We start from the raw sequence: 22,886 nt of genomic DNA on the forward strand, positions 1-22,886 counted from the left end.
GCGATTTTTGCCAATGTGCTGGCGCCGCATAACCCGGTGCAGGGCGATCTGCGCAATGCCCGGCTTCTGCCGCCCGGCACTGCCGGTTATCTGCTCGGCACCGACGATCAGGGCCGTGATATTCTCTCGCGCCTCATTCACGGTTCGCGGCTGACCCTGTTCGTCGTGCTTTTGGTGGCCATCATCGCCGCACCCATCGGGCTCATCGTCGGCACCGTCTCTGGTTATGCCGGTGGCTGGGTGGATGCGGTTCTGATGCGCATCACCGATATTTTCCTTGCCTTTCCGAAGCTCGTTCTGGCGTTGGCACTGGTTGCGGCGCTGGGGCCGGGTATTGAAAATGCGGTACTCGCCATCGCGGTCACCTCATGGCCGCCCTATGCGCGCATCGCGCGTGCCGAAACCATGACGTTCCGCAATTCCGATTTCATCGCTGCCGTGAAGCTCATGGGCGCGTCGCCCTTCCGCATCGTCTTGAAGCACGTGATGCCCCTTTGCATGTCGTCGCTGATCGTGCGTGTTACGCTCGATATGGCGGGCATTATCCTCACTGCTGCAGGCCTCGGTTTCCTTGGTCTTGGCGCACAGCCGCCGTTGCCGGAATGGGGTGCGATGATCGCGTCGGGCCGCCGTTTCATTCTCGATCAATGGTGGGTGGCTGCCATGCCGGGTATTGCGATCCTGATCGTCAGCCTCGGTTTCAACCTCTTGGGCGACGGTCTGCGCGATGCGCTTGATCCCAAGGAGGCGGGCCAATGAGTGCGTCTCTTCTGACGGTTGAGAACCTGCGCGTTTCCTTCCCGACCCGCACCGGGTTGGTGGAGGCGGTGCGCGGCGTCTCCTTCACGCTGGGGCGCGAGCGCCTCGGCATCGTCGGCGAATCCGGCTCCGGAAAGTCGCAGACTGGCCGCGCCATCATGGGCCTGACGCCGAAAAATGCCCGGATCGAAGCCGATAAGCTGCGTTTTGGCGATATCGACCTGCTCAAGGCATCGGCCAAAGAGCGGCGGCTCATGCGCGGCAAGCGCACGGCCATGATCCTGCAGGATCCGAAATATTCGCTGAACCCGGTCATGACCATCGGCCGCCAGATCATGGAAACGCTGCGTACCCACGAAAAGATTGGCTCCGGCGAAGCGCGCCAGCGCACGCTTGCCATGCTGGAGGCAGTACAGATCCGTGATCCCGAGCGCGTCTTCTATCTCTTTCCACACGAAGTTTCCGGCGGCATGGGCCAGCGCGTCATGATCGCCATGATGCTCGTCTGTGGCCCGGAACTGCTGATCGCCGACGAACCGACCTCGGCGCTCGATGTGACGGTGCAGCTGGAAGTGCTCGACATTCTCGACAAGCTGGTGCGCGACCGTGGCATGGGGCTGATTTTCGTCAGCCACGATCTCAGGCTCGTTTCCTCCTTCTGCGACCGGGTTCTCGTCATGTATGCCGGCAAGGTGGTGGAAGAGCTTGCTTCCGCAAACCTCAAGGAAGCGAAACATCCCTATACGCAGGGCCTGTTGAACTGTCTGCCGCAAATTGGCGGCCACCGGCATCCGCTACCCGTTCTGGAACGCAAGCTGGAGTGGCGCGCATGAGCACAGTTCTTTCTGTCCGAGACATGGTGGTGGATTTCGACGGTTACATCGCGCTCGACAGCGTCAGCCTCGATGTTGCAGAGGGTGAATCCTTCGGTATCGTCGGTGAATCCGGTTCCGGCAAATCGACCCTGCTGCGCGCCATCGCCGGCCTCAACCATTTCGATGAAGGCTCACTGATGGTGGCCGGGCGCTCCTATTCGGGCAAGCACCGCGACAAGAGCTTCTACCGCGATGTGCAGATGGTGTTTCAGGATCCCTATGGCTCGCTCCACCCCCGCCAGACGGTGGACGCGTTGCTTTTGGAACCGCTCGTCATCCATGGTCTCGACAATCGCGAGCAACGGATCGCGCGTGCGCTGGACGAAGTGGGCCTCGGTTCCGGTTTCCGCTTCCGTTATTCGCACCAGCTGTCCGGCGGCCAGCGCCAGCGCATCGCCATCGCCCGCGCACTGATCGTCGAGCCGAAGATCCTGCTGCTCGATGAGCCGACCTCGGCCCTCGATGCGTCCATTCAAGCCGAAATCCTGAACCTTCTGGAACAGGCCCGCAAGGACCGTAACCTCACCTTCGTCATGGTCAGCCACGATCTCGGTGTCATCAGCCATATGTGCGACCGCCTGGCGGTGATGAAAAGCGGCAAGGTGGTGGAAATGCTGGAGGCCGAGGCGCTGGAAAGCCGCGAATTCAGCGCAGATTATACGAGGCAGCTGCTGGTGGCGAGCGAGGGTTTCAAGCGCGCTTGAGGCGCCGCTATAGTCGGGTTAAATGACATCTTCCTTCATTCCGGCCTTGAGCCGGAATCCAGCGACCGCGCGTCAGAGACTCTATTGCGATCAATGACTTGATCGCGCTGGATGCCGGGTCAAGCCCGGCATGACGGACCGTGTCGGCCAAAACAAGGTACCCCTCATGCAACTGCGCGCCCTGATGTATTTCGACGAACTCGTCCGCACCAATTCCATGCGCGCCGCGGCGGAAAACCTGAATGTCGCGCCGACAGCGGTGAGCCGGCAGATCGAGAACCTCGAGTATTATTTCGGCTCGCCCCTGGTGGAGCGCTCCAGCCGTGGCGTGAAGCTGACGGCGGCGGGTGAGTTGCTCGCCGCCCGTGCCGGCAAAACGCTGCGCGAACTCGACCACGTACACCAGCTGATTGACGATCTGAAGGGTCTGCAGCGCGGTCGGGTGACCATTTATGCCAATGGCGCCACGGTCGCGAACCTTCTGGCGCCAGTGCTGGCGCAGTTCAGTCTCAAATACCCCAAGCTCCGTTTCGAGGTGCATATTACCAGTGCACGCCAGGCCCTGGAGGCGCTGGGCGCTGCCGAAGCGGACCTGGTCGTCAGCCTCTTCGCTCCAAAGGTTGCCGGAGTGAAGGTGCGTTCGCGAACCCGCATCAATTACGATGTGATCTTTCCCGCCGGCCATGCGCTTGCTGGTCAACCTGAGGTCTCTCTGAAGGAGCTGGCCGGGCTGCCGCTTGCCCTGCCGGACAAAAGTTTTGCCGCGCGGCAGGCCTTCGATACCCTTTTCGCCGAGGCGGACGTTGAACTTGACCCCGTTTTCATCACCAGTTCGCTGGAAATGCTGAAAGAGCTGGTGTTGGGCCACGCCGCTGCCACGCTTTTGCCGGCGCTTTCGGTGGCGCGGGAAATCCGCAGCGGGCAGATGGTCGCCGTTCCGCTCTCCGGCAAAAAGGGTATCCATACCCAGATCGACCTCTGTGTGGCGCCGGACAGGCAACTATCCTTCGCCGCTTCCAAGCTCGCGGATTTCATTGAGCGCTTCATGCGTGAGGTGACGGCAGGCTGAGCGGAGACGCTCCCCGTATTTCATCCGGAAAGGTTGATTTCCATCCGCATTCCCGTGTAGCGATTTCAGCTACACGGAGCACACAAAAATCATGATTGTGTGTGCGCCTGCAACATGACACTCTTTTTGCAACGGGTGGTCTTTGGAAGGGCAAAAATGCCCCGGCCGCCAGACAGGGGATTAAGGATGCCACGTACCTATCTTTCGCAGGCGGCAAAGCTCTCGCGCCGTACCGCGCTGGCGCTTGCTCTCGGCACGGCGCTCTGGCTGCCGCTTTCGGTTGCCGAGGCGCAAGCCGCGCCGAAAACAGCTTTGACGCTTGGCATGACGGTGGAGCCGACCGGTCTCGATCCGACCATTGCCGCTCCCGTCGCCATCGGCCAGGTCACCTGGCAGAATATTTTCGAAGGTCTCGTCACCATCGACAGCAAGGGCAAGGTGAAGCCGCAGCTAGCCGAAAGCTGGGAAATTTCTCCTGATGGCAAGACCTATACATTCAAGCTGCGCAAGGGTGTCACCTTCCATAACGGCGAGGCGTTCGATTCCTCGGTCGCAAAGTTCTCGCTGGACCGGGCGCGCGGCGAAGCCTCCGTCAATCCGCAGAAGCGCTTCTTTGCGTCAATCGATAGCATCGAGGCACCGGATGCCGACACACTGGTGCTGAAGCTAAAGCAGCCTGCCGGCAGCCTCATCTACTGGCTCGGCTGGCCGGCATCCGTCATGGTCGCTCCCAAGAGCGCAGAGACGAACCGCACCACGCCCGTCGGCACCGGCCCGTTCAAATTCGTCAGCTGGGCCAAGGGCGACAAGGTGGAACTGGAGAAGAACGCCGCCTATTGGGACAAGGCTGTGTCGGTAAAGCTGGAAAAGGCGACGTTCCGTTTCGTCGCCGATCCGCAGGCGCAGGCAGCGGCACTGAAGGCGGGCGATATCGATGCCTTCCCGGAATTCGGCGCGCCGGAACTGATGACTTCGTTTGAAGGCGATAAACGCCTTGGCACCTTCGTCGGCAATACTGAACTGAAGGTCGTGGCCGGCATGAACAGCGCCCGCAAACCCTTCAGCGACAAGCGCGTGCGCCAGGCGCTGATGATGGCGGTGGATCGCGGAACTGTCATCGAAGGTGCTTGGTCCGGTTACGGCACGGCTATCGGTAGTCACTATACGCCGAATGATCGCGGATACATCGATACGACTGGCGTTCATCCCTATGATGTCGACAAGGCGAGGGCCCTGCTTGCCGAAGCGGGGTATGCCGACGGTTTCAGCTTCACCATCAAGGCCCCGCAGATGGCCTATGCCCAGCGCACCTCGCAAATCCTGCAGGCGATGCTGGCCGAAATCGGTGTCACCATGACCATCGAGACCACGGAATTTCCGGCCAAATGGGTGGCGGATGTTTTGAAAGGGGCGGATTATGACATGACCATCGTCGCCCATGCCGAGCCGATGGATATCGATATCTACTCCCGTGATCCCTATTATTTCAACTACAAGAACCCGTCCTTCAACGAGGTCATCGCCAGCGTCGAAAAGACCGCGGATGCCGGTGAGCAGGAAAAGCTTTATGGCGACGCCCAGAAAATCCTCGCCGAAGATGTGCCGGCGCTGTTCCTGTTCGTGATGCCGAAGCTCGGGGTCTGGGACAAGAAGGTGAAGGGGCTGTGGGAAAGCGAGCCCATTCCTTCGAATGTGCTGACGGATGTGCATTGGGAAGAATAGGATTTGCCAGTCGCCGTGTCCTCCGTCATGCCGGCCTTGATCCGGCATCCAGTCCAGTCCAAGTCGTTGGGCTGAAAAGGCTCTTTTCGCCGCGCAGACGCGCGACGGCTGGATTCCGGCTCAAGGCCGGAATGACGGGGACGAGAGCGGCGGACGCCAAAGCAAACAGAACCACGCAAGGAGAAGGTGCCAGATGTTAGCCGTCCTCATCCGGCGTCTCGTAAGCCTCGTCATCACGCTGTTTGCCGTCTCGCTTATCATCTATCTTGTCATGGGCCTGCTGCCGGGTGATCCGGCCGCCATCATGCTCGGAACCTCGGCCAGTCCGGATACGCTCGCCGCGCTGCAGAAGCAGATGGGTCTCGATCAGCCGCTGCTGCTGCGCTACATCCACTGGCTGGGTGGCGTGTTCCGCGGCGATCTCGGACAATCCTATACCTATGGCGTGCCCGTGGCGGGCCTGATCGCCGAGCGGCTGGCCGTCACGCTGCCGCTTGCGCTGCTTGCCGTCTGCCTGTCTGTGGCCATTGCCATTCCTCTCGGCGTGGCGGCGGCGAAGAACCGCAACGGGGCGCTGGATTTCGTGGCCGGGCTGTTTTCCCATGTGGGCATTGCCGTGCCGGGCTTCTGGGTCGGGCTGCTGCTGATCATCGTATTTTCCACCACGCTCGGCTGGATGCCATCAGGTGGGTTTCCCGGCTGGAGCCCAAGCTTTCCGGCAGGTCTCATGGCGCTGGTTCTGCCGGCAATCGCTCTGGCACTGTCGCAGGCCGGCGTTCTCACCCGCGTCTGCCGCTCCGCCGTGCTTGAGGTGATGAATGAGGATTTCGTGCGCACCGCGCGGGCCAAGGGCCTGAGCGAGCGGGTGGCACTGTGGCGGCATGCGGTGCCGAACGCGATGATCCCCGTCGTTACTATGATCGGCCTGCAATTCACCTTCCTCATTGCGGGTGCGGTGCTGGTGGAAAATGTCTTCAACCTCCCGGGCCTTGGCCGGCTTGCCTATCAGGCACTGACGCAACGGGATATCGTCGTGATGCAATCCGTCGTGCTGTTCTTCTCGGCGCTGGTCATCATCATGAATTTCGTGGTCGATATAGCCTATCTCTTCATCGACCCAAGACTGCGGGCAGGTGCGCGATGATGCGATTGATCCGCCGTCGCCCGGCTTTCGTCATCGGTATCGCCGTCACCGCCTTCCTCGTCGCCGTTGCCTTTTTGTCGTTGGTCTGGACGCCAGTTTCCCCCACCAAGATGCAGATCGTGCAAAAGCTGAAATCGCCTTTCGTTTATGGCGGTCTCGGCACGGATCATTTCGGCCGCGATGTGCTCTCCATGCTGATGGCCGGTGCGTGGAACTCGCTTTCCACCGCCATTGCCGCCGTCGCCATCGGTGCCCTTATCGGCACGGCGATCGGCGTCACGGTTGCGGCGCTGCGCGGCTTTACCGAAACCGTCGTCATGCGCGTCTGCGACATCATCTTCGCCGTACCGCCGATCCTGTCGGCGATGATGCTCGGCGCATTTATCGGCACGGGGCGCTTTACCGCCATCATTGCCATCGCCACCTTCATGGTGCCGGTCTTTGCGCGACTGACGCTAGGGGCGGCGTTACAAATCTGGGCGCGGGAATACATCACCGCCGCAACCAGCATCGGCCAGAACCGCGCCAAGATCACGCTGTTCCATGTCGTGCCGAATATTTCCAACCAGATCATCGTGCAGGTGACGATCCAGCTGGGTCTGGCGATTTTGACGGAAGCAGGCCTTTCCTTCCTCGGTCTCGGCATGCCGCCGCCCGCCGCTACCTGGGGGCGGATGCTGGCGGATGCTCAGACCTATCTTGGCGCGGCGCCCTGGCTTGCCATCATGCCCGGCCTTGCCATTGCGCTCGCCGTCTTCGGCCTCAACCTTCTCGGTGATGGCCTGCGTGATCTGCTCGATCCGCGCGATACGAGCTGATCGCTTCAAGCCGATACCGCCGCTATTTCCCGTTTTTCTGAAGAGACGATGCCATGACCGATCTCATAGACCTCAACACGCTCGAAATCCTGGGGCTTTACCGGGAGAGGAAGCTGTCGCCTTCGGAGTACTGGCAGGCGGTTGAAGCGCGCATCGAGGCTTTCGAGCCCGTCGTGAACGCGCTTTATGCCTACCACCCGGAAGATGCCCGCAGGCAGGCAGCAGCCTCGACGCAGCGTTGGCATAGCGGCGAAACGCTCGGCCCGCTCGATGGGCTTCCGGTCTCGCTGAAGGAACTCATCGCCACCAAAGGCCATCCGGTGCCCCTCGGCACCAGGGCGGTGGAGCTTGTGCCGGCGCTGGAGGACGCACCGGTTGCTGCCCGTTGCCGGGAAGACGGTGCGATCCTCTATGCCAAGACGACCTGCCCGGATTACGGCATGCTCTCCTCAGGCCTTTCCAGCTTTCACAAGCTCAGTCGCAACCCCTGGGACCCGAGCCAGAACCCCGGCGGCTCCAGCGCCGGTGCTGCTTCGGCCGGTGCTGCGGGCTACGGCACCTTGCATATCGGCACGGATATTGGCGGCTCGGTGCGGCTGCCGGCCGGGTGGACCGGGCTTTTCGGTTTCAAGCCCAGCCAGGGCCGCATCCCGGTCGATCCCTATTATACCGGCCGCTGCGCGGGGCCGATGACCCGCACCGTTGCCGACGCCGCTTATGCCATGGCAACGCTCTCCCGCCCGGATTGGCGGGACGGTACGTCGCTGCCACCCAACACAATCGACTGGATGGATCTCGATATCGACGTGAAGGGGCTGAAAATCGGCCTGATGCTCTCTGCCGGTTGCGGCCTGCCGCTGGATGAAGAGGTGCGCGACGCGGTGGTGGCGGCAGCGAAGCTGTTCGAACAGGCGGGCGCCATCATCATTCCCGTCGAGCCGGTGCTGACACGGGATATGCTGGATGGGCTTGACGATTTCTGGCGGGCGAAATTCTGGGGCGACATGGTGGCGTTGAGCGCGGATCGTCGTGCCGCGATCCTTCCCTATATTCACGAATGGGCGGAAAAGGGCGCTGATGTTTCCGGCGCGCGTGCCGTTTTTGGCTTCAACCAGACCATGGAAATGCGAAAGGCCTGCGGACGGTTGATGCAGTCGGTGGATGCGGTGATTTCACCGACCAATCCCATCGTCTCATATCCGGCCGACTGGGCCTCGCCCACCAATGATCCCGCACGGCCCTTCGAACATATCGCCTTTACCGTGCCGTGGAACATGTCGGAACAGCCGGCATGCTCGATCAATTGCGGTTTCTCGGCATCCGGCATGCCTATCGGATTGCAGATCGTCGGGCCGCGTTACGAGGATCTGTTTGTGCTCCGGCTTTCGAAAGCGTTCGAGAATTGGGGCGGCGGTGTCCGGCGCTGGCCGGAGCCGCCGGCCGGCTGATATCACCTTTGTTCGGCATGTAGTATTGCCATAATACCCGCATCTCGATCCCACCTGTTAGGGTGCCCAAAGGCATTCGAAAACGGGAGGAGCAGACATGCCGAAGAAGATTTTGATGATCACCGGCGATTTTGCCGAGGATTACGAGACCATGGTGCCGTTCCAGACCTTGGCTGCTGTCGGCCACACGGTGCACGCCGTCTGCCCCGGCAAGAAGGCGGGCCAAACCATCGCCACGGCCATCCACGATTTCGAGGGCGACCAGACCTATTCGGAAAAACGTGGCCATAACTTCGCGCTAAACGCCACCTTCGCCGATATCAAACCGGCGGATTACGATGCGCTGGTCATTCCGGGCGGTCGCGCGCCGGAATATCTGCGGCTGAACGCCGATGTGCTCGCGGCGGTGCGGTATTTCTTCGAGGCCGACAAGCCTGTTGCGGCCGTCTGCCACGGCGCGCAATTGCTGGCAGCGGCCGGCGTCCTGAAGGGCCGCACCTGTTCCGCCTATCCGGCCTGCCGCCCTGAGGTGGAACTGGCCGGCGGCATCTACGCGGATATTGCGATCGATGCGACGGTGACGGACGGGAAGCTGGTGACGGCGCCCGCGTGGCCCGCCCATCCGGCTTGGCTGTCGCAATTCCTGGCCGTGCTTGCCAAATGAGACCTGTGGAACGGGGCTTTTGCCAGCCCCGTTTTCCGCCTATCTTTTGAGGCGTGGTGAGGGAGGAAACCATGTGCAAACTTTTCATCAAGGCAGACCCCACGCTTTGGGAAAGCCATACGCGGTCGCTCCGGATCGACGGCATGGTGACCAGTGTGCGGCTTGAGAACTTCTTCTGGACGACGCTGGACGAGATCGCGCGCCGCGATGGCATGAACAGCGTGCAGCTGATCGCCAAGCTTTACAATGAATCGATCGATGCCGGGCACGATCTCGGCAACTTCACCTCGTTCCTGCGCGTCTGCTGCGGGCGTTATCTCGCGCTTCAGCTTTCCGGCGATATTCCGGCGCGGACAGATATTCCAGTTGCGGCGCTGGATGCGGACAGCATTCTGGATGCTGAAAAGGTGAATTATCATTGACGACGGATACGCGGCGCGGGGATGCGCCGCGTGTCTCCTCAGTTCTTCAACGCCCGCGGATCGAGCGCATCGCGCACGGCGTCGCCGATGTAATTAACGCTCAGAACCGTGAGCGAAATCGCCAGCCCCGGCCATAACACGCGCGACGGTGTCAGTTGCAGGAAATTCGCCCCGTCGAACAGCAGCCGTCCCCAGGTCGGGAAATCCGACGGGAAACCGAGGCCAAGGAAGGAGAGGGCGGATTCGGTGATGATGGCAGATGCGATGCCAAGCGTGGCGGAGACCATGATCGAGCTCAGCACGTTCGGAAGAATATGCCTGATGATGATGCGATATTCGCGCATGCCGCTCGATTTCGCCGCCATGATGAATTCCTGGCTTTTGATCGTCAGCACGTCGCCACGCACAATGCGGGCCGTGTGCATCCAGCTGGTGATCCCGATCACGAAGACGATCAGGATGAAGATGCCGGTTTCCGGCCCGAAGGCCGCACGCAGCGTGTCACGGAACAGCAACAGGATCACGAGCAACAGCGGCAGCAGCGGCAGAGCCAGGAACAGGTCCGTCAACCGCATCAGCGGTCCATCAAGCCGACGGAAATAACCTGAGAGAACGCCGACCAGCGTTCCGAGAAACAGCGCCAGAAGCATGGCAGTGATGCCGACGGCAAGCGAGATGCGCCCGCCCGCCAAAACCTGTGCCAGCATGTCCTTGCCGAGATTATCGGTGCCGAAGGGATGCGCCAGCGACGGCCACTGATTACGTTCCCGTACATTGATGGCGTTGGGTGCGACAGTGTGAATATAAGGGCCGACATAGACCGCGAGCAGAATGAAGATGAAGACGACAAGGCCGGCCACGCCGCCCTTGTGGACGCGGAACTGCTTCCAGATATCGGCGAGGGCTGATTTGACGGGCGTAGCCGCAACTGTCGGCGCTGCGATGGTGGCATCAGTCATAGCGGATCCTCGGGTCGAGAATGCCGTAAAGCACGTCGGCAATCAGGTTGAAGAGCACAATCAGCACTGCAAAGATGAATGTCAGCGTCTGCACAAGCGGAATATCCGCCCCCTGAACGGCCGTTATCAGCAATTGACCAAGGCCGTTCACGCGGAAAATCTGCTCGGTGATGATAGCGCCGGAAAAGATCGTCGGCACGCCGAGTGCGATGACGGTCACGACGGGGATCAGGCTGTTGCGCAGAACGTGCACCAGCAGAACGGACTTTTCCTTGACGCCCTTTGCACGCGCGGTACGAACATAGTCCTGGTGTAGATTGTCGAGCATTGAGGCGCGCACGAAACGGCTGATCTGCGAGACGTTGTAGAGTGTCAGCACCAGAACTGGCAGGAACATCTGCTTCACCTGCGCCACAAAACTCGCCCAATCCCTTACCTGGAGATTGGTATCGTAGACCGAGGGAAACCATTGCAGATATGAGCTGAAGATGACGACCAAGAGCACGCCCGTGAAGAAAGTCGGCACCGAATAACCGACCATGGAAACGAAAGTGCCGATCTGATCGAAGATCGAATATTGCTTATAGGCGGAGATGACCCCGATCGGGATAGCCAGAAGCGCGCCGAAGAGATAGGCGAGGCCGACGACCCAGAGCGTCTGCGGCATGCGCTGAATGACAAGATCGACCACGGGGCTGCGCGTCGCCCAGGAAAGGATCCGCGTGCGGCTGCCATCGCCAATTTGCCAGCCGGTCAGCTTTTCCAGAAGGTTCAGCGGTTCGTTGATGAAGAATTGCTGAAGCCACATGAGGTAACGGATGAAGAAAGGCTCGTTAAGGCCAAGCGAGGCGCGGATCTGTTCGCGCACCTCAGGCGGAATGGTGAGCGGCAGGTCGCCGGTCGGGTCATTGGGCGCGAGATCAAGCAGCGCGAAGATGACGAAGCTGATGACGAGCAACGTCGGTACGGCAAAGGCAAGCCGTCGGAGCGTAAAGGTAAACATCTGAAACTCTCCAGACCCGGAGCGCGGCGCGACAAAAAGAGAGAGCTTTTCCGCAACGACGCTGCAACCGTGTCTTCAGGTCATGGTCCAGGGGGCATGCAAAAGACCGGCCGCTGCAAGAGAGGCCGGCGCATCTGCCTGTTACTTCTTGCGGGACCAGTCCGCGACGTTCCAGAGTTCGGAGTCCCAGGCATTCATACGAACGCCTTCGAGCGTCAGTGAATGCGAGGAAACATTCCCGCGGTGGATGAGCGGAATATGCGCGCCTTCCTCCGTCAACATGTCGTTCAGTTGCTTTGCGATTTCTGCGCGCTTGGCGAAATCGGTGGTCTTGGACAGGACGCCCACCAGCTTGTCGAATTCCGGGTTGCAGTAGCGCGGAATATTCTGACCCTGCCAGCCATTAGAGGGGGCGGGAATCTTGTCGCACAGCCATTCTGCGAGATATTTTTCGGGGTCTGTGCCGTCGAAATTGTTGGTGTACATTTCAACGTCGGCGTAGAACTTCTGGAACGTGTCCGGGCTTGCCGGATCGCCGCCGAAGAAGACCGAGGCGCTGACGTTACGCAATTCGGAAGCAACGCCAATCTGCGACCACATGTCCTTCACCAGTTCCTGCGCGGCCTGACGAACGGAGTTGGTGGAGGTCTGATAGAGGAAGGAAAGCTTCACGCCATTCTTGGCGCGGATGCCGTCTGCACCCTTTGCCCAGCCGGCTTCGTCAAGCAGCTTGTTGGCGCCTTCGATATCCTGCTTCAGGCACCAGCTGTCGTTCTTTGTCGATGCGACGGCTGCAGGCGCGGGTACGATGTTGCAGGTCGGTTTGCCTGCTTCGCCATAACCGGCTTCATCGATGATGTCGCGGTCAATGGCAAGCGAGAGGGCACGACGGACGGCCGGGTCGGACAGGGCCGGATGAGGACCCGCTTCTTTGGTGGAGCGCTTGTCTCCGAGAGCGGGATCGGGGTTGTACCAATTGAGGTTGATGCGCTCGACCTGGGTGCCGAAGGCGGTTTCCAGCTTGCCCTTGCCGGCGGCAACCATGGTCGCCAGAATTTCCGGCTCCACCTGCATGTTCCAGGCATAATCGAATTCGCCCGTCTCAAGCACGGCGCGCGCAGCGGAAGCCGCGTCACCGCCGCCCTTCAGCGTTAGCGTAGCGAAGGCGGGCTTGGCCGGGTCGCGATAATTGGGGTTGGCAACGTAGCTGACGACGTCGTTTGGCTTGAAATCCTTCACTACGAAGGGGCCGGTGCCGATGGGGCCGAAATTGGCGGATGTGCAGCCCGGGGCGGCAGCGCCGACGCAGTTTTCGAACTGCTTCTTCTGAATGACGGGTGATTGTGCGCCAACGAAGGCGGAATAGGGGTAGGGCTTCGGTTCGGTGAAGCTGACCTTGACCGTGTGGGCGTCGATGGCCTCGACATTCTTCACACCCTCATATTGCGCCGCCTGCGCGCAGCCGCCATCAGGCGCCGTGCAATATTTCCAGGTGAACACGACATCATCGGCTGTGAACGGCGTGCCATCGGACCATTTGACGTCGCTTTTCAGCTTCCAGGTCATGCTGAGCAAATCTTTGGCGACGCCGCCATTCTCAACCGTTGGAATCTCGCTCACCAACGTCGGAACCAGCTCGCCCTTTTCATCGTAGCGTGCGAGCGGCTCGATAACCACGGAGGAGCTGTAGATTTCTTTCGTGCCGCCTGAGAGGTAGGGATTGAGTGTCGATACGGCCTGCCAGAACAGGATTTTCAACTCGCCGTCACTGCCGCGCTCGGCATGGGCGGCAGACCCTGCCAAGGCCATAGCCGCCACCGTGCTGGCAAAGAGAATGCTGCGCTTCGTCATTGTGGTTTTCCCCTTTTTGGATTTTATCTGTTTGAATGTTTGACGCTTTTCCCGTCGTCATCTGCAAGGTCTTTTGTTGTAAGTATTTGACTTTGCTCAGGAATAATCCTTCATTCCACGTGATGCTATTGTCAGTTTTTTTGAAAAGCAAGTCCAAAAGTCGTATTGATGAACAAAATTTGAGCCGTTCGACTTTTGGCCTATTTTTCGTTCATCTATCAAAATTCATGCTTGCAAAAGCGGAAATTCCAAATGCAATATGTCGTCCGACAACCCGGCGGGGAACAAAAAAAGGGAAAAACAGAATGCCGATATTGAACCGTGTGGCTGAAATGCAGGAAGACGTTGCCGGCTGGAGACGCCATCTGCATGAGCACCCGGAACTTCTCTATGATGTCTTCGAGACCTCGAAATTCGTGGCTGAAAAACTGAAATCCTTTGGCTGCGACGTTGTGGAAACCGGCATCGGCAAGACCGGCGTCGTCGGCATCATCAAGGGTCGGCACGGAGATGGCCCGACCATCGGTTTCCGCTCCGACATGGATGCGTTGCCGATCCTGGAGACGAGCGGAAAGCCCTGGGCTTCGAAGACGCCCGGCAAGGCCCATTCCTGTGGTCATGACGGACATACCGCCATGCTTCTGGGTGCGGCGCAATATCTGGCCGAGACCCGCAATTTCAGAGGGTCTGTGGCCGTGATCTTCCAGCCGGCGGAAGAGGGGGGCGCGGGAGCGCTCGCCATGTTGAACGACGGCATGATGGAGAAATTCGGCATCTCGCAGGTCTACGGCATGCATAACGAGCCGGGCATTCCTGTCGGCCAGTTCGCGATCCGCAAGGGCTCCACCATGGCGGCGGCAGATGCTTTCGAGATCACCATTACGGGCAAGGGCAGCCATGCGGCGGCTCCCCACCTTTCCGTCGATCCCGTTCTGACCTCGGCCTATATCATCATCGCGCTTCAATCCATCGTCTCGCGCGAGACGGATCCGTTGAAGTCGCTGGTCGTCACCGTCGCCACCACCCATGGCGGCACGGCTTCCAACGTCATTCCCGGATCAGTGACACTGACGGGAACGGTGCGCACCCTGTTGCCGGAAACCCGCGATTTCGCCGAAAAGCGCTTGAAAGAAGTGGCGACAGCCACCGCCATGGCGCATGGCGCAACGGCAGAGGTGAAATACGATCGCGGTTATCCCGTCACCTTCAACCACAGTGACGAGACGGAATTTGCAACTGGTGTAGCGATGGGCGTCGCCGGCGCGAATGCCGTCAACACCAATCCCAATCCGCATATGGGCGCCGAGGATTTCTCCTACATGCTGGAAGCGCGCCCCGGCGCCTTCATCTTCATTGGCAACGGCGATACCGCAGGGCTTCACAATGCGGCCTATGACTTTAACGACGACGCGCTGCCTTACGGCATCAGCTATTGGGTTTCGATGGCCGAAACCGCACTTGCTGCATAAGACATCCGGCGGCCAAATGGCCGCCTTCTGCTTTTTTGGAGATCGGCATGCTTTTGGCAGCAACGTCCATGGAACAGACTGGCGGTTCGATAAGCCCGGTCCTGTCGGTTCAAAACCTCACCACGTCCTTCCGCGTCGATGGCGGCTGGAAATCCGTTGTGCGCAATATGAGTTTCGACATTGCGCCCCGTGAGACGGTGGCGATCGTCGGCGAAAGCGGCTCGGGAAAGAGTGTGACGTCGCTCTCCATCATGCGGCTGCTCGATAAAAAGACGAGCCGTATCGAAGGCAAGGTCATGCTCGGCGGGCGCGACCTGCTGGCACTGCCGGAAGAGGAGATGCGCAAGGTCCGCGGCAAGGACATTTCGATGATCTTCCAGGAGCCGATGACGAGCCTCAACCCGATTTTCCCGATCGGCAAGCAGATTGCCGAGGCGTTGACCGTGCACCAGGATATCTCGTCCTCGGCGGCCAAGGCTGAAGTCATTCGCCTGCTCGAGAAGGTCCGAATTCCCAATGCAAAAAATCGGTTCGACGATTATCCACACCAGTTTTCTGGCGGCATGCGCCAACGTGTGATGATCGCCATGGCATTGGCCTCCAAACCGAAATTGCTGATCGCCGACGAACCGACAACGGCGCTTGATGTTACCATTCAGGGCCAAATCCTCGACCTCATCAAGCAGTTGCAGGAAGAGGAGGGCATGTCGGTTCTGTTCATCACGCACGATATGGGCGTTGTGGCGGAAGTGTCCGATCGCACCATCGTCATGTTCCGCGGCGATGTGGTGGAAACCGGTACGACGGACGATATCTTCCATCGCGGCCAGCACCCATATACGCGCGCGCTGCTTTCTGCAGTGCCGAAGCTTGGCTCAATGAAGGAAAGGGTGCTCCCCGCCCGTTTCCCGATCATCGACGTCAAGACCGGCGAAAGCCAGCCGACAATCGAGGTGAAAGATACGGTTGCTGGCGGCAAGACGCCGATCCTTTCGGTCAAAGACCTGACGACCCGATTTGATATTCGCTCAGGTCTTTTCGGTCGCAAATCCGGCGCTGTCCATGCGGTGGAGAAAGTCTCGTTCGATCTGGCTGAGGGGGAAACCCTGTCGCTGGTTGGCGAATCCGGCTGCGGCAAATCCACGACGGGCCGGTCTATCACGCGGTTGATCGAGCCCACTTCGGGCGATGTTACGCTCGACGGCTACGAGGTGCTGAAGCTCGACAGGATGACGCTGCGCACGATGCGCCGTAGCGTGCAGATGATCTTTCAGGATCCTTTTGCCAGCCTTGATCCGCGCATGAGCGTCGGCACGGCGATTATGGAGCCGTTCGTGGAGCATCGGCTCGGCAGTAAGCAGCAAGCGCGCGACAAAGCCGCGGACCTGATCGAAAAGGTGGGCCTTAATCCGGATATGATGCGGCGCTTTCCGCACGAATTTTCCGGCGGTCAGCGCCAGCGTGTCGCCATTGCCCGCTCACTGATGCTCGATCCGAAGGTCATCGTGGCCGATGAGGCGGTCTCGGCGCTCGACGTTTCAATCAAGGCTCAGGTTTGCAATTTGCTGCTCGATCTGCAGCAAAGCCTGAACCTCGCCTTTCTCTTCATCAGCCATGACATGGCGGTGGTAGAACGCGTGAGCCATCGTGTGGCAGTCATGTACCTGGGCGAAATTGTTGAAATCGGCCCACGTGCGGCAGTCTTCGACAACCCGCAACATCCCTATACGAAGAAATTGATGTCCGCCGTTCCAGTGCCAGATCCCGCGCGGCGACAGATCAAGCGCAACATGGCGACAGATGAGATCAAAAGCCCGATACGGTCGGTGGACTATGTGGCACCTGAACGACGTTATCGGGAAGTTTCGGCCGGGCATCTGGTGCAGGAGGCGGCATAATCGATGGTGTTCCTCATCAGCGAGGGCGCCTTGCGCACCGGTCCGATGACTACGGTGATGAGACAACGGACTACGTGCCTGCTCGTCATGGCACGGAAGCAAGAGGCAAGCCGCTCAGTGCAGCCCACCCACTCCGAGATGGGTATCGATGAGCGCAGGGTTCTCAACAAGATCGCCTGATGGCCCGTTCCAGACGATACGGCCGCGTTCCATGATAATGGCGTGATCGGCAAAATCGATGGCCATCTGAATGCGCTGCTCAACGAGAAGAATGGTCATTTCGCCTGACTGGGCGAGTTTGGAAAAGGCGGCCATCAACTCTTCGCAGATCACCGGCGCAAGACCCTCAAGTGGCTCGTCCAGGAGCAGCACGCGCGGCTGGCCAAGAATCGTTCTTGCTGTCGACAGCATCTGCTGCTCGCCGCCAGATAGCTGCGAACCGAGATTTCGGCGGCGCTCCTTCAGACGCGGAAACAGCGTGTAGGCTTCCTCTATCGCTGATTTCGGTCGCCCCTTGAGGCCGACAAATAGATTTTCCTCGACAGTCAGCGTCGGGAAGACATCGCGTGTTTGCGGCACGTAACCAAGGCCAGCCTGTGCACGCGCGGCGCTCGGCAGGGTGGCAATATCCAGTCCGCCGATGCGGATATCGCCGGAAAAGCGTTTCGTCTGGCCGGCCAGCGTGGCGAAGAGGCTTGTCTTGCCGACGCCGTTGCGGCCGAGCACGGCGAAACGCGAGCCTGATGGCACGGAAAGCGACAGGCCCTCGATGACCTTTGTCGGGCCATAACCGGCCGTGAGGTTGACGATTTCAAGCGGCGCTGCGGGCATCGGCGTAACTTCCCAGATAGGCTTGGCGGACTTCCGCATTGCTGGTGACGTCTTCAGGCGAACCATCAAAGATCACCGCACCTGCAGCAAGCACCACCACACGTTTGGCAAAACGGAAGACCAGATCCATGTCGTGCTCGATCATCAGGATGGCGAGGTCTGCGGGCAGCCGGTCGAGCGCCTGTTCGATGCGCGCCGTTTCCGTGGAGGGCACGCCTGCGGCGGGCTCATCAAGCAGCAGGATTTTCGGGCGAAGTGCCATGGCAAGCGCAATCTCGATGAGCCGTTGCTGGCCGTAGGCAATCTCACGCACCCGGGATTGCGAAAGGGTGAGGAGTCCGAGCGTCCCAAGAATATCGCGGGCTTCGCTCATGACCGAGGGCATGGTGCGGTAACGGCCGAAAATTCGACCCGTCTTGCCCTCACGCTGGAGGATGGCGAGCGCGACGTGTTCTTCCGGCGTCATATCCTGAAACAGACGGGTAACCTGAAAGGAGCGCACGAGGCCGCGTTTGACCCGCTGGCTGGCGCTGAGGCCGGTGACGTCTTCCCCGGCAATGCGCACCGTGCCGGCTGACGGCCTGATATTGCCGGTGACGAGGTTGACGAAGGTCGTCTTGCCGGCGCCATTGGGGCCGATGAGTACCGTGCGGTCGCCCGGCGAAAGCGACAGCGAGACATTGTTGGTGACGACGAGACCACCGAAATTTTTCTGGAGGCCAGAGACCTCGAAAATGGCGTTCATGTGCGGCCTCCCCGGATGCGCGCAATGATTTGCTCACCTGCACCGTAAAGTCCACGCGGTGCAAAAAGCACCACTGCGATCAGCAGCAGGCCGACAATTGTGAGCCAGTGGAAGGGATTGGCCGCGGAAACGACATCCTCAAACCACATGAAGGTGACGGTTCCGATGAGTGCCCCGTAAAGGGAACCTGCGCCGCCCAGCACCAGCATGACCAGGCCCTCGGCAGAGAGCGTAAAGGAGAGGCTGTCGAGACCGACGACCTGTGTGGAAATAGCGTTGAGCGCGCCCCCGATGCCGGCGACGATTCCCGATATCACGAACATCTTCAAGATCGTACCGTTGACGGAGCCACCCATGGCCTGGATGCGAACGCTGTCCTGCTTGACACCCCGGCATAACATGCCGAAGGGAGAGTGAACCACGATCTTCAGAGCTACGAAGACGAGGAGCAAAAGACACACACCATAAATATAGGCGGTACGTCCAAAGAGATCGAAATCGAACGTGCCGAAAAGGGCGTCGGGAGAAATGCCCGAGAGGCCGTCGCTGCCGCCCGTCCAGCCTGATGCCTTGTTGGCCGCCTCGTGAAACAGATGGATGACGGCGATGGAAAGCACGAGCTGCGGCAGGCCATGGGCACGCAGCAGCACGGCGCCGGATAAAAGGCCGGAAATGCCGCCTGCGACAGCGCCGATCGCTGTCATGAGAAGCGGATCGGTGATTTCAAAATGCGCGGCTGCGATGCCGGCGGCATAGGCGCCCGCGCCGAACAGGGCGGCGTGTCCGAGCGTCGCGACACCGCAATAGCCGGTCACCAGATCGATCGACAGCACCAGAAGTGCAATGGCGATGATACGGGTCAGGAGCGCCAGATTATCGGGAAACAGAAAGTAGCCGATGGTGGCGGCAGCGATAATGAGCGCTGGTCCCACGAGCGCGCGCAGCGGCGAGCGTGCCGCGGAAGCTGCGGCAATTTCAGTCGCTTCGTTCATGAGCACCGCCATCTCATTTCGCCCTTCCAAGAAGGCCGCGCGGGAACAGCGTGATAATCACGATGACCGCCAGATAAAAGAAGAATTCGCCGTATTCGGGAGCAAGATACCGCCCGGTTGTGTCAATGGCGCCAAGTAGGAGGCACGCGATCAGCGCACCCGGAATGGAGCCTGCGCCGCCGACCGAAACCACCACGAGGAAGGTGACCATGTAGCGCAGCGCATAATAGGGTTCGACCGGCAGCAGCTCGGCCCCGATGACACCGCCCATGGCGGCAAGGCCCACTGCGATGGCGAAGCTGACGGCATAGATGACCTCGGTGCGCACCCCGAGTGCCGCCGCCATGGCGGCGTTGTCGACCGCCGCCCGAAGCTTGATACCAAATGCAGTCTTTTCAAATGTGAACCAAAGCGCCCCGGCCACGGCGAGACCGCAGGCAATTGCAAAGATGCGGTGGGTCGCGATGGTACGGAAACCGAGATCGGTCGGCCCCGCGAGTTGCGGCGGTAAGGGGATGGTCTTGAGCGTCGGCCCGAACACGAAGTTGGCGATGCCGATGATGCAGAAGGTGATGCCAATGGTCATCAGCACCTGCGTCAGCTCTGGTGCACCATAGATGCGACGGTAGAGGAAACGCTCAAGCGGAATGGCGATGACGATGGTGCCGACGATGGCGACGAGGATCGCAACGGCGTAACCAAGGCCAAGGCCATGGGCAGCGTAGGACGCGATGTAGCCGCCGATCATGGCAAAGGCGCCATGCGCCAAGTTGACCACACGCATCAGCCCCATCGTGACGGAAAGTCCGATGGAGATAATGAACAGGACCATGCCATAGGCGAGCGCATCGATGAGGATGCTGAAAACCGTCTGCATGCTGAAAGAGCTCCTCCCGTGCCACATACGCCCCTGTGGGCTGGAGACGGGCCGCTACCGGCGGCCCGACAAGCTTGCTGGAAGCCTTGCTTTATTTCGCCGCCGCAAGGCCCGGATCGCCCTGCTTTTCGAACGTCCGTGTTTCCTTGTTATAATAGGACCCATCATCCGCCTTGGCGACTTCACGCAGATAGATGTTTTGGGTGATATGCCGGCTTTCGGGATCGATGCTGACAGGGCCACGGGGACTTGTCCAGGACAGACCTTTCACGGCGTCGACCGCCTTCTCAGCATCCTGCTTTCCGCCGGTCGCTTCGATCATCTTGCTGATGACGTACATGCCGTCGTAAGCCCCGACTGACGTGAACGAGATGTCCTTGGGATTACCGATGGCCTTGCCGATAGCTTCGATGAAGGCCTTGTTTTCAGGCGAATCGTGCGACACTGAATAATGGAAGGTCGTCTGCATGCCGAGCGCGGCTTCGCCGAGCGCTGGCAGATCTGGCTCCTGCGTAAGATCGCCGGGACCGAAAAGCTTGATGCCTGCCGATTTCAGGCCGTTGTCGTTAAATGCCTTCACGAAGCCAAGCGTCGTGGGGCCGGATGGCAAGAAGGCGAAGACGCCTTGCGCGCCAGAATCCTTTGCGCGCTGCATGATGGGGCTGAAGTCGTTGGTGGCAAGTGGCATGCGAATGCTTTCCACCACTTCGCCCCCCGCTGCGGTGAATGCCGCTTTGAAGGCGTTTTCGGCGTCCACGCCAGGACCGTAGTCGGTGACAAGCGAAATCACCTTCTTCACACCACCATCAAACGCCACCTTCGCGATCGGGGTCGAGGTCTGCCATGTCGTAAAGGAGGTGCGCACGACGTAGGGGCTTTTGGTGACGATAGCGGAGGTTGCCGCGTTCATGACAACCATAGCAACGTTGCCCTGCTTCAAAAGCGGCGTCACGGCCATCGCATCGGGCGTGAACATGAAACCACCCAGATATTGCACGCCTTCCTTGACCACGAGTTCCTGTGCCAGCGCCTTGGATTGCGCGGGGTCCGGCTGCGGAACATCGCGGTAGACAACTTCGATCGTGTTATCGCCGATCTTGTTACCGTTCAGCGCAAGCCATGCATCGATGCCCGCCTTGAAATTTTTGCCGTGGATTGCGAAGGGGCCCGACATCGGCCCAATGACACCGACCTTGATCGTGTCTGCCGCGGCGACGGAACTGAAAAGAGTGGCCGCGAGCGCGGCGATAATCGGCAACTTCATGATTTCCTCCCAAGCGGCCCTTGGCTCCCATCCACTGGCCCAGCCTGCAGAGTGAGGAGTGTAGTCGCTGATGTAAAATGAATTAAGGGGGAAAATAGATAACCTGATGGTTATCAATAAGCTGTCGCTTGGCGTTCTTCGCGTTTAGGACTTCAGAGCGCGGCCGCGTCGCAAACCAGCTGAGGCCGCAGCCTGATCCCTCGCTGGGTGCAACCCACGCTTTAACGAGTTCTAAGGGGATTGTCGCTAGTGTCCCAAAGCATATTTTTGAACTTTATTCGGTGTCTTGATGGGCGAATATCAGAACAAAGCTGTCGAGCTGATGCGGACCCTCGTCGGGGAAAAGATGCTCAACAATAAAGTGGAGCGACGGGAAGAGTTTCTGCGCAAGGCGCTCACCCTGTATCACGCCATGGGCGGAACGGTAGAAGACCTACAAGCTGCGGCAAAGGACATGGGGATTAAGCCAGCCCTAAGCATCGATGTCGCGGTTGGCGATGTCATGCACAATCTGGCGGCAATCGGCCATGTCGCCGATCTCGATATCATTCAAGCCGGTTACAACAAACTCGACGCTGCTAATCTTCACATTCTCAGCAAGGGCAAGAAGTTGCTTGAGAAGCAGCGGGATCAGAAGCTCGCTGCCGCGAATCCGGCGAAATGAGCCGCCCACTGCGGGGCGGCTGAGAATTCAGGCGGTTTCGGCGGACATAATCTCCTGCCAGGCATCATAGGCCGATAAAACCGTTTCCATTTGCGCCGTGTGGCCGGTGATGAAATCGTCGCCGTAGATGGTCTCATCTGGATATTCCGTGATCAGCGTCATCGGCACGGTGTGGCGGTCGTCGACGGAAGACAGACAAGGGAAGCCGTTGATGATGCGGAAACCGGTTTCGCCGGCGTGGGTCTCATAAAGCGCGATTTGGCGGTTATTGTAGTCAAGCAGGCCGGGAATGGCGCCGAGATGACGGGTTACCCTGTCGAGCAGGGCTTCGGCCTGCCTTTCCCAGTCCGCATGGTGGCGGATGATGAGGAAGAAACCCTTCGGCAGCGTCCACATGGCGAAATTGCGCGGCACGTAACCGGATAGTGGTCTGGTCCATTCATGCGAAGGATAACCGTGCAGGTTCACATGCAGCTTCGCACCGCTTATCTCCTGCGCCTTGAAGCGGATTTCCTTCTCGTTCAGATGGCTGCCTGAATTTTCCGGCGTGCGATATTCGAGATCATCACCGAGTGCCGTGTAGCGCGCGGCATGGTGCATATGGCGGGGATTATCGACGCGAAGGCGCTGGTGCAGGGCATAACCGTCAGGGTTTTCCAGCGGAGAAATCGTGAAATGCGCACCCTTGCGCTCCGCGAGTTTGCGCGC

At 59.7% G+C, this 22,886-nt stretch carries 21 protein-coding genes and 1 pseudogene; 13 read left to right on the forward strand and 9 right to left on the reverse strand.

Annotated elements, in window-relative coordinates; translation table 11 throughout:
• The 10 genes from ACUTJJ_RS19060 to ACUTJJ_RS19105 form a co-directional block, all read left to right on the forward strand.
• Positions 1-759: ABC transporter permease (locus ACUTJJ_RS19060; protein ID WP_445543093.1), on the forward strand; the 759-nt coding region annotated here is incomplete at its 5' end.
• A complete protein-coding gene (locus ACUTJJ_RS19065; RefSeq protein ID WP_445543094.1) occupies positions 756-1,592 on the forward strand; it encodes an ABC transporter ATP-binding protein in 837 nt (278 codons plus the stop codon). The genes ACUTJJ_RS19060 and ACUTJJ_RS19065, both read left to right, overlap by 4 nt.
• Entirely contained in the window at positions 1,589-2,338 is a 750-nt protein-coding gene (locus tag ACUTJJ_RS19070) for an ABC transporter ATP-binding protein (protein WP_445543095.1), read from the forward strand. Before ACUTJJ_RS19065 ends, ACUTJJ_RS19070 begins: the two co-directional genes overlap by 4 nt.
• A gap of 166 nt (positions 2,339-2,504) precedes the next feature.
• Positions 2,505-3,407: a LysR family transcriptional regulator gene (locus ACUTJJ_RS19075; RefSeq protein WP_063947047.1), complete on the forward strand. Its 903-nt coding sequence runs from the start codon at positions 2,505-2,507 to the stop codon at positions 3,405-3,407.
• 186 nt (positions 3,408-3,593) lie between these two features.
• Positions 3,594-5,129 (forward strand): ABC transporter substrate-binding protein, encoded by a 1,536-nt coding sequence (locus tag ACUTJJ_RS19080; RefSeq protein ID WP_445543096.1) that lies wholly within the window; start codon positions 3,594-3,596, stop codon positions 5,127-5,129.
• Between the two features lie 193 nt (positions 5,130-5,322).
• Positions 5,323-6,273 carry an ABC transporter permease gene (locus tag ACUTJJ_RS19085; protein WP_445543097.1) on the forward strand — a complete coding sequence of 317 codons (951 nt, stop codon included), beginning with the start codon at positions 5,323-5,325 and terminating at the stop codon, positions 6,271-6,273.
• Positions 6,270-7,091, forward strand: coding sequence for an ABC transporter permease (locus ACUTJJ_RS19090; protein WP_445543098.1), 822 nt, complete (start codon positions 6,270-6,272; stop codon positions 7,089-7,091). Before ACUTJJ_RS19085 ends, ACUTJJ_RS19090 begins: the two co-directional genes overlap by 4 nt.
• A gap of 53 nt (positions 7,092-7,144) precedes the next feature.
• Positions 7,145-8,539 (forward strand): amidase, encoded by a 1,395-nt coding sequence (locus tag ACUTJJ_RS19095; protein WP_445543099.1) that lies wholly within the window; start codon positions 7,145-7,147, stop codon positions 8,537-8,539.
• Positions 8,540-8,636: 97 nt separating this feature from the next.
• Entirely contained in the window at positions 8,637-9,203 is a 567-nt protein-coding gene (locus tag ACUTJJ_RS19100) for a DJ-1/PfpI family protein (RefSeq protein ID WP_445543100.1), read from the forward strand.
• A 71-nt stretch (positions 9,204-9,274) separates the two neighbouring features.
• A complete protein-coding gene (locus ACUTJJ_RS19105) occupies positions 9,275-9,625 on the forward strand; it encodes a ribbon-helix-helix domain-containing protein (protein ID WP_445543101.1) in 351 nt (116 codons plus the stop codon).
• Positions 9,626-9,663: 38 nt separating this feature from the next.
• On the opposite strand, the gene ACUTJJ_RS19110 is transcribed toward ACUTJJ_RS19105, so the two are convergent.
• From ACUTJJ_RS19110 to ACUTJJ_RS19120, 3 genes are all read right to left on the reverse strand, one after another.
• Positions 9,664-10,584, reverse strand: a complete 921-nt coding sequence (locus ACUTJJ_RS19110) for an ABC transporter permease (RefSeq protein ID WP_209091438.1) — start codon at positions 10,582-10,584, stop codon at positions 9,664-9,666.
• The gene (locus tag ACUTJJ_RS19115) at positions 10,577-11,587 is read right to left on the reverse strand and encodes an ABC transporter permease (protein ID WP_209091440.1); all 1,011 of its coding nucleotides are present in this window, start codon (positions 11,585-11,587) and stop codon (positions 10,577-10,579) included. The genes ACUTJJ_RS19110 and ACUTJJ_RS19115 overlap by 8 nt, the downstream gene beginning before the upstream one ends.
• Before the next feature lie 141 nt (positions 11,588-11,728).
• On the reverse strand, positions 11,729-13,438 hold the full coding sequence (locus ACUTJJ_RS19120; protein ID WP_445543102.1) for a peptide ABC transporter substrate-binding protein: 1,710 nt from the start codon (positions 13,436-13,438) through the stop codon (positions 11,729-11,731).
• A gap of 305 nt (positions 13,439-13,743) precedes the next feature.
• On the opposite strand from ACUTJJ_RS19120, the gene ACUTJJ_RS19125 reads away from it, so the two are divergent.
• On the forward strand, positions 13,744-14,907 hold the full coding sequence (locus tag ACUTJJ_RS19125) for a M20 aminoacylase family protein (RefSeq protein WP_445543103.1): 1,164 nt from the start codon (positions 13,744-13,746) through the stop codon (positions 14,905-14,907).
• Between the two features lie 47 nt (positions 14,908-14,954).
• Positions 14,955-16,805, forward strand: a complete 1,851-nt coding sequence (locus ACUTJJ_RS19130; RefSeq protein ID WP_445543104.1) for an ABC transporter ATP-binding protein — start codon at positions 14,955-14,957, stop codon at positions 16,803-16,805.
• Between the two features lie 114 nt (positions 16,806-16,919).
• Here ACUTJJ_RS19130 and ACUTJJ_RS19135 read toward each other — a convergent pair whose 3' ends face one another.
• The 5 genes from ACUTJJ_RS19135 to ACUTJJ_RS19155 form a co-directional block, all read right to left on the reverse strand.
• On the reverse strand, positions 16,920-17,636 hold the full coding sequence (locus ACUTJJ_RS19135; protein WP_209091444.1) for an ABC transporter ATP-binding protein: 717 nt from the start codon (positions 17,634-17,636) through the stop codon (positions 16,920-16,922).
• A complete protein-coding gene (locus ACUTJJ_RS19140) occupies positions 17,617-18,381 on the reverse strand; it encodes an ABC transporter ATP-binding protein (RefSeq protein ID WP_209091445.1) in 765 nt (254 codons plus the stop codon). The genes ACUTJJ_RS19135 and ACUTJJ_RS19140 overlap by 20 nt, the downstream gene beginning before the upstream one ends.
• Positions 18,378-19,385: a branched-chain amino acid ABC transporter permease gene (locus ACUTJJ_RS19145; RefSeq protein WP_209091446.1), complete on the reverse strand. Its 1,008-nt coding sequence runs from the start codon at positions 19,383-19,385 to the stop codon at positions 18,378-18,380. Before ACUTJJ_RS19145 ends, ACUTJJ_RS19140 begins: the two co-directional genes overlap by 4 nt.
• A gap of 1 nt (position 19,386) precedes the next feature.
• Complete coding sequence (locus ACUTJJ_RS19150) at positions 19,387-20,250, reverse strand: branched-chain amino acid ABC transporter permease (protein ID WP_209091447.1); 864 nt, start codon at positions 20,248-20,250, stop codon at positions 19,387-19,389.
• A 91-nt stretch (positions 20,251-20,341) separates the two neighbouring features.
• Entirely contained in the window at positions 20,342-21,514 is a 1,173-nt protein-coding gene (locus tag ACUTJJ_RS19155) for an ABC transporter substrate-binding protein (protein ID WP_209091448.1), read from the reverse strand.
• Between the two features lie 289 nt (positions 21,515-21,803).
• Between ACUTJJ_RS19155 and ACUTJJ_RS19160 the strand changes: the two genes are divergently transcribed.
• Positions 21,804-22,178 carry a hypothetical protein gene (locus ACUTJJ_RS19160; RefSeq protein WP_209091450.1) on the forward strand — a complete coding sequence of 125 codons (375 nt, stop codon included), beginning with the start codon at positions 21,804-21,806 and terminating at the stop codon, positions 22,176-22,178.
• Between the two features lie 27 nt (positions 22,179-22,205).
• On the opposite strand, the pseudogene ACUTJJ_RS19165 reads toward ACUTJJ_RS19160, so the two are convergent.
• Positions 22,206-22,886: pseudogene (locus tag ACUTJJ_RS19165) on the reverse strand (peptidase M14); the annotation flags it as partial.

The organism is Agrobacterium sp. DKPNP3 (assembly GCF_052686535.1).

Coding starts and splice junctions, on each gene's coding strand:
- ACUTJJ_RS19080 (WP_445543096.1), top strand. CDS start 3,594: ATGCCACGTACCTATCTTTCGCAGGCGGCAAAGCTCTCGCGCCGTACC.
- ACUTJJ_RS19135 (WP_209091444.1), bottom strand. CDS start 17,636: ATGCCCGCAGCGCCGCTTGAAATCGTCAACCTCACGGCCGGTTATGGC.
- ACUTJJ_RS19065 (WP_445543094.1), top strand. CDS start 756: ATGAGTGCGTCTCTTCTGACGGTTGAGAACCTGCGCGTTTCCTTCCCG.
- ACUTJJ_RS19155 (WP_209091448.1), bottom strand. CDS start 21,514: ATGAAGTTGCCGATTATCGCCGCGCTCGCGGCCACTCTTTTCAGTTCC.
- ACUTJJ_RS19085 (WP_445543097.1), top strand. CDS start 5,323: ATGTTAGCCGTCCTCATCCGGCGTCTCGTAAGCCTCGTCATCACGCTG.
- ACUTJJ_RS19125 (WP_445543103.1), top strand. CDS start 13,744: ATGCCGATATTGAACCGTGTGGCTGAAATGCAGGAAGACGTTGCCGGC.
- ACUTJJ_RS19115 (WP_209091440.1), bottom strand. CDS start 11,587: ATGTTTACCTTTACGCTCCGACGGCTTGCCTTTGCCGTACCGACGTTG.
- ACUTJJ_RS19160 (WP_209091450.1), top strand. CDS start 21,804: ATGGGCGAATATCAGAACAAAGCTGTCGAGCTGATGCGGACCCTCGTC.
- ACUTJJ_RS19095 (WP_445543099.1), top strand. CDS start 7,145: ATGACCGATCTCATAGACCTCAACACGCTCGAAATCCTGGGGCTTTAC.
- ACUTJJ_RS19120 (WP_445543102.1), bottom strand. CDS start 13,438: ATGACGAAGCGCAGCATTCTCTTTGCCAGCACGGTGGCGGCTATGGCC.
- ACUTJJ_RS19130 (WP_445543104.1), top strand. CDS start 14,955: ATGCTTTTGGCAGCAACGTCCATGGAACAGACTGGCGGTTCGATAAGC.
- ACUTJJ_RS19075 (WP_063947047.1), top strand. CDS start 2,505: ATGCAACTGCGCGCCCTGATGTATTTCGACGAACTCGTCCGCACCAAT.
- ACUTJJ_RS19110 (WP_209091438.1), bottom strand. CDS start 10,584: ATGACTGATGCCACCATCGCAGCGCCGACAGTTGCGGCTACGCCCGTC.
- ACUTJJ_RS19100 (WP_445543100.1), top strand. CDS start 8,637: ATGCCGAAGAAGATTTTGATGATCACCGGCGATTTTGCCGAGGATTAC.
- ACUTJJ_RS19140 (WP_209091445.1), bottom strand. CDS start 18,381: ATGAACGCCATTTTCGAGGTCTCTGGCCTCCAGAAAAATTTCGGTGGT.
- ACUTJJ_RS19150 (WP_209091447.1), bottom strand. CDS start 20,250: ATGCAGACGGTTTTCAGCATCCTCATCGATGCGCTCGCCTATGGCATG.
- ACUTJJ_RS19145 (WP_209091446.1), bottom strand. CDS start 19,385: ATGGCGGTGCTCATGAACGAAGCGACTGAAATTGCCGCAGCTTCCGCG.
- ACUTJJ_RS19105 (WP_445543101.1), top strand. CDS start 9,275: ATGTGCAAACTTTTCATCAAGGCAGACCCCACGCTTTGGGAAAGCCAT.
- ACUTJJ_RS19090 (WP_445543098.1), top strand. CDS start 6,270: ATGATGCGATTGATCCGCCGTCGCCCGGCTTTCGTCATCGGTATCGCC.
- ACUTJJ_RS19070 (WP_445543095.1), top strand. CDS start 1,589: ATGAGCACAGTTCTTTCTGTCCGAGACATGGTGGTGGATTTCGACGGT.